Raw genomic sequence first — 6,467 nt, 5'->3', positions numbered from 1 at the left:
TTTTTGCAGAAATAGGATCTGGATCTAAAAGTATATTGATATATAACCACTATGACGTCCAACCCCCAGATCCTCTTGAGCTCTGGGAAAGCGATCCATTTAAGCTTACTAGGAAAGGGGATTTTCTATTTGGAAGAGGTGTTGCGGATAATAAGGGTAATATAGCTGCGAGGATCTGTGCTCTAGATGCTCTATCCCCGTATCTAGATACGATGGATCTAAAGATCAAGATGTTGATCGAGGGTGAAGAGGAAATAGGATCCCCGACTATAGGTAAGATTGTTGAAGATAACAAGTCATGGATCAGATCAGATGGCGGTATATGGGAGACAGGATATGTGAGAAGGGATGGAAGACTCGGAATTACTTTAGGTTTTAAAGGCATGCTATATATAGAAATCATATTAAGGGGACCATCTAGAGATGTACATAGCGGTAATGCTCCTCTCGTACCTAATCCTGTGTGGAGAATGGCTAAGCTTCTAACCCTTTTAAAGGATGAGAATGGGAAGATCTATGTGCCTGGCTTCTATGATGACATAGATCCTGAGTTCATAAGGCTTGGGGAGGAGCTGATAAGGAAAATGGATCTCTCAGAACTTGAGGAAATGGCTAGAGAGCTAGGCTTAAGAGAGTTCGTTGGAGGCGTTAAAGGCTATGATGCCCTCAGAAAACTCTATCTAGAACCATCATTAAACGTTTCAGGTCTCTACTCTGGATATACAGGTAAGGGCTCGAAAACCATTGTACCCTCTATAGCTGGGGCTAAGATAGATATTAGACCAGTACCAGGACAAGACCCGGAGAAGATCCTTGATAGGCTTAAAAGATATATAGCTGAAAAAGGCTTCGGAGATGCTGAGATTGTGGTTCACAGCATGTATAGATCTGGATATACGTCTCCCCACGAGAAAATAGTTAAAGCATCGATAGAGGCTGCTGTAGAAGCATATGGCAGAGAGCCAAGCGTATCCCCTCTATCAGGAGGTTCAGGCCCTATATATTACTTTACAGATATAGCTAAAACCCCTATGACAGGCTCTGGGGTAGGATACTATGGATCTAGGGCTCATGCTCCCAACGAAAATATAAGGATCCAGGACTTCGTCAACGGTATTAAGCATGTAGCGCTAACTATAATAAGGTTCTCCTCAATGGAGAGCTAGTAGACCTCTGTAATCCACTCGCTGTACTTAGGAACTTCATTATAGACGACTCTCTTATAATATTCCATAATCTTCTCCGTCACCACTCCTGGAGAACCCGTTCCAATTGTTCTTCCATCAACCTCGATTACTGGTGTGATCTCTGCTGCAGTTCCGCTCATAAAGATCTCATCCGCTATATATAGCTCCTCCCTAGCTATATCTCTCTCAACAACCTCATAGCCAAGATCTCTGGAAATCCTTATCACGGTATCCCTTGTAATACCCTCTAATATAGATGCATATACAGGGGGTGTATAGATAACCCCTTTTCTCACAATGAATATATTTTCCCCAGAACCTTCAGATACATAGCCCCTCCAATCTAGCAATATAGCTTCATCATAGCCAGAGGATATGGCTTCTGAGAGTGCTATTACAGAATTGAGATAGATCCCAGAAGCCTTTGCTATAACAGGCATAGAATAGTTAGGAACCCTTCTCCAACTCACAACCTTCACCTTAACACCCTTTGGCTTTAGATAATGACCAAATGGGAATGCTGCTATAGAGACTCTAGTAGGGATCTTCGATATATCTAGCGATATACTACCCTCTCCGGCGAATGCTATAGGCCTTATATATATGTTCTCCTGGAACTCATTAGCCTTTACCGTTCTAATCACAGCCTCTATAAGATCTTCGAGGCTATGGTTAAGCCTGAGCCCAATGATCTTAGCTGAGTTAACAAACCTCATCATATGATCTCTAAGCCTAAATATATATAGGTTCTTGGCTTTCTCACTCCAATATCCTCTGATCCCTTCAAATACAGCTGTGCCGTAGTGTAGAGCATGTGTTAGCACATGTACAGATGCTCTCTCACATCCAATGAGTTCCCCGTCCATCCATATGTATCTAACCTTTGAGCAAACAGACATTTTCGATCGTTGATAGAGTATTCAGAAGAGCTTATATAGATTGCGCCACTTCTACAGCATGGAGAATATAATTTAGCCTTAGAATAACTAATGATGGATATAGCATGGATCGCAGAGATTATAAAGATCGAGGAGAACCATATATATCGATGAGAGGCATAGTGAAAGTATATCCAGACGGTACACGTGCCCTCAACGGAGTTGACCTAGATATATACAGGGGAGAGATTTTAGGTCTTCTAGGTGAAAACGGGGCGGGCAAGACCACGCTTATGAAAATACTCTCAGGTTTTCTAAGGCCAACAAGAGGATATATATACGTTAATGGGAAAGAGGTGAGGTTCCGAGGACCTTCAGACGCTATGTCAGCTGGGATATATATGGTTCACCAGCACTTCTCACTGGTACCAACTTTCACAGTTTTAGAGAATCTCTGTCTAATTGCAAAAAGGGGATTTACAGGCTCTCTAGCTAAACTCGATTACAGAGATATTGAGTTAAGAGCTAAAGAGCTGATAAAGACATTGGGTCTAGATATTCCTCTCCACATCCCTGTGGAGAGTCTACCACTTGGTACTAGACAGAGGGCAGAGATCTTGAAAGCTCTATTTGTAGGTGCTAACGTGCTGATATTGGACGAGCCAACAAGCTTTCTAACCCCATATGAGGTTAAGGAGCTCTTTAGATTTATAAGGGATCTTTCGTTAAAAGGGGCTACTATTATATTTATAACCCATAGGATCAGAGAAGCGATTGAGATAACCAATAGGATTGTTGTGCTTAGAAAGGGCCGGATCGCTGGTGAAATCCCAACAGAGCTTGCTACACCAGAGAAACTATCAGAGATGATGGTAGGGAGAGAGGTTGATTTGGTATATCGGGAAATAGGGGATAGGGGATCTTTGCAGGGATCTAAGCCTATTTTAATAGTAAAAGATCTAATGGTGATGAACGATCTAGGAGTCTTAGCTGTTAAAGGAGTAAATCTAGAGCTATATCCGGCAGAGATACTGGGCATCGCTGGTGTAGAGGGAAATGGCCAGGCCGAGCTGGTAGAAGCTATAACGGGGCTTAGGAGGGTTCTGAGCGGTAAGATAATGCTTAGCGATATAGATATAACAAATAGAAGTCCCTCAGAAATATATAAGTTAGGGCTTATACATATACCTAGTGATAGGGATAGGCTAGCTCTTGCACTGGATATGAGGATCTATGAGAACGCATTAATAGGCTTTCATAGAGGTAAAATGTTCACAAGATTAGGGATCTCTATTGCATGGGGAAGGGTGAAGGTATTCACGAAAGAGCTTGTAAAGAGATTCTCAATAGCTGTGAGTGATATAAATGCTAGGGCTAGATCTTTAAGCGGCGGTAATAGACAAAGGCTAGTCCTTGCTAGGGAGCTAAGTAAAGGTGCTAAGGTTATAGTGGCTTCTAACCCTACGAGAGGGCTTGATATATCTTCGACTCTCTATGTAAGATCACTTCTTAAGGAGCTAAGGAATGAAGGGGCGTCTATTCTGCTCGTATCATCGGATCTCGACGAGATCATGGAGTTAAGCGATAGGATCGCTGTGATGTTTGATGGAAGGATAGTGGGGATTCTCTCCAGGGATGAAGCAAAGCGGGTAGATATAGGGATATTAATGGGTGGCTACCAGAGGCAGGGATCGCGGTTTTCATAAGCTAGCTCTCTGCGGAAGGTTTTTAGCTACGTAAACTATGAGTCGTGGGGTCGGCCTTGAGTGGTGTATATAATAGTGCAAGGCTTGGATTATCAAGGCTATTGATTATATCAATTATATTAGTAATAATAATTGTTGCTATTGTATCAGGCTATATAATCCTATATCAGAGACCTGGCACGCCACAACAAACCACAGCTATCACCCAGGCTGCGAGGATAAAGATAGCCATAGTATCGGATATAGGCGGTAGAGGGGATCTGAGCTTCAACGATATGGCATTTAAGGGGGGAGATGATGCTAAGAGGGATTTTGGTGTAGGAGTTATAGAGCTTATAAGTAAGACGCAGGAAGACTATATACCTAACCTAAGAACAGCTGCTCAAGATCCTGATGTTAAACTAATAATAGGTGTTGGCTTCCTCCTGACAGATGCATTAGCAACGGTAGCTCTAGAGTTTCCTAACAAATTCTTTGCAGGGATCGATACCAGCGCCCAAGATGTTATTAAGAATAAATACCCTGATAAATATCCGCTGCAAAACCTCCTCGACATAAGGTTTGAAGAGCATAAAGGAAGCGCGCTAGTTGGAGCACTAGCGTGTCTTCTAGCTGCTGCATATAACTATCCACATGTAGGAATGGTTCTAGGGATCGAGATACCACCGCTCTGGAAGTTCGAGGCAGGTTATAAATGGGGGTGTAACTGGGCTGTTGAGTGGTATAAAAATAAGTTTGGTAGAGATCCTCCGGGGATCGGGGCTACCCCAGTTAAGGAAAGAGTTCTCTGGACATATACTGGTACGTTTAGCGATATAACTAAGGGGTATGCAGCTGCAAAGCCCATGTATGAAAAGGGAGCTGTAGCAGTATATAACGTAGCTGGCGCATTAGGCCTTGGAATAAACCAAGCCCTCACCGAGATAGCGAAGGCTAGGAACTTAAGCATGGGGCCTCCATTCTGGATTGGTGTTGACGCAGATCAGGATTGGATAAACCCAGGGTTTATAATAGCGTCTATGATGAAAAGGGTTGACAAAGCTGTATATATAGCTACTAAGCTGGTTCTCAACAATAAATTCGTAGGTGTGGTTAAAAAGAACAATGGTGTTCTATTATTAGGAATAGGGACAAAGATCGATGGTGAGCTAGCTGAAGGAATATCTGTGAGCACATTACAGGATCTAGATGAGTTCATACAGATGGGGATAAATGCTGAGAAGCTAACAGGCAAGAAAGTTCTACCTGCATCACCTGACGAGATAAAGGCTAGGGTTAAGGCTATGAGGGACTCAGTACCATCATGGGTCTGGGATGGTGTTAAAGAGCTTGAGAATAAGATAAGGAATGGAGAAGTCATAGTACCCCTACCAACTTCAGCTGATGATATAAAGAAGATAAGAGATACATATGGTTAAACGCTAATAGGTTTTTCCCTATATATATTGATATAAGAATACCCTTATAATATTCTTAGGCACAATAGTATGTGGGGATTATATGTCTTTTGAAGAAGAGCTAGAGTCTCTAAGCTATCCAGAGGCTCCCAAGATCGTTGTTAAACCTCCTGGACCTAAATCTCGGGAGATCCTAAAGGAACAAATGGTTCTCGAAACCAATACATTGATCTATCCTAAGGTCTTTGAGTTTGCGATAGACACGGCTAGGGGGGCCACGATAAGGGATGTGGATGGTAACTATTATATAGACTGGGTAGCTGGAATAGCAGTTCTCAATGTGGGGCATGGAAACCCATATGTTGCTAAGGCTATTAGGGAGCAGCTTGATAGGTATTGGCATTGGATGAGCGAGATCCCAAGCGAGATTAGGATAAGGTTTCTTAAGAAGCTACACTCAATATTACCTCCTGGGCTTAGAGGTAAGGCCAGGGTTATGACATCTGTAACAGGTGCTGATGCTATAGAGACTGCAATAGCCATAGCTAGATGGGTTACTGGCAAGCCTGTTGTCATGGCTTTTGAAGGGGCTTATCATGGTGTTCACCATGGTGCTGTTATGGCTACTGCTAAGAAGACTCTTCAGAAGATGTCTGGTATGCCTTTGGTTAATGTGGTAAGGGTTCCCTATCCATATCCCTATAGGTGCCCCCTACCAGCAAAAGACCCGGAGGAGTGTGGGTATGCTGTGCTAAGCTATATAGAGCATCTGCTTAGAGATCCATATAGCGGTGTTGGCGAGGTAGGATCTATAGTTTTTGAACCGATACAAGGGGAAGGTGGATATATAGTACCGCCAAAGGGCTTTCTACAAGGGCTTAGAGAGATAGCAGATAAATACGGAATCCTTCTCATAGCAGATGAAATCCAAACCGGTGTTGGAAGGACTGGGCGGTGGTGGGCTGTAGAGCATTTTGGGATAACCCCTGATATAATGACTATATCTAAGGCTATAGGGGGAGGCATACCTATATCCTTTGTAGTATATAGGAGCGATATAGATGAGAAGCTAGAAGAGATGTTTCATCTAGGGACATATAGGGCTAACCCGCTAGGGCTTGCAGCTGGAAGTGCCGTCATAGAATATATAGAATCTAGAAATCTTCTAGAGAGAACAAGCTCTCTTGGAGACTATCTCATCACCAGGTTTACAGATATGATGGATAGATACCCCATAATAGGGGACGTAAGAGGGCTAGGATTTATGATAGGCATTGAGCTTGTAAAGGATAGAAAGAC

Annotated in this window: 5 protein-coding genes; 4 read left to right on the top strand and 1 reads right to left on the bottom strand. The window is 42.8% G+C overall.

Annotated elements, in window-relative coordinates:
* The coding region (locus tag QXE01_10920) for a M20/M25/M40 family metallo-hydrolase (protein MEM4971749.1) at positions 1 to 1,166 on the top strand (1,166 nt) is incomplete at its 5' end.
* On the opposite strand, the gene QXE01_10915 is transcribed toward QXE01_10920, so the two are convergent.
* Positions 1,163 to 2,086: a branched-chain amino acid transaminase gene (locus tag QXE01_10915; GenBank protein MEM4971748.1), complete on the bottom strand. Its 924-nt coding sequence runs from the start codon at positions 2,084 to 2,086 to the stop codon at positions 1,163 to 1,165. The genes QXE01_10920 and QXE01_10915 overlap by 4 nt on opposite strands.
* Positions 2,087 to 2,190: 104 nt before the next feature.
* Between QXE01_10915 and QXE01_10910 the strand changes: the two genes are divergently transcribed.
* The 3 genes from QXE01_10910 to QXE01_10900 form a co-directional block, all read left to right on the top strand.
* Positions 2,191 to 3,771: an ABC transporter ATP-binding protein gene (locus QXE01_10910; GenBank protein MEM4971747.1), complete on the top strand. Its 1,581-nt coding sequence runs from the start codon at positions 2,191 to 2,193 to the stop codon at positions 3,769 to 3,771.
* Between the two features lie 56 nt (positions 3,772 to 3,827).
* Complete coding sequence (locus tag QXE01_10905; protein ID MEM4971746.1) at positions 3,828 to 5,189, top strand: BMP family ABC transporter substrate-binding protein; 1,362 nt, start codon at positions 3,828 to 3,830, stop codon at positions 5,187 to 5,189.
* An 82-nt stretch (positions 5,190 to 5,271) separates the two neighbouring features.
* On the top strand, positions 5,272 to 6,467 hold a 1,196-nt coding region (locus QXE01_10900; GenBank protein ID MEM4971745.1), incomplete at its 3' end, for an aspartate aminotransferase family protein.

The organism is Sulfolobales archaeon (assembly GCA_038897115.1).
GTDB lineage: Archaea > Thermoproteota > Thermoprotei_A > Sulfolobales > AG1 > AG1.
This window is presented reverse-complemented; position numbering and strand designations above follow the sequence as displayed.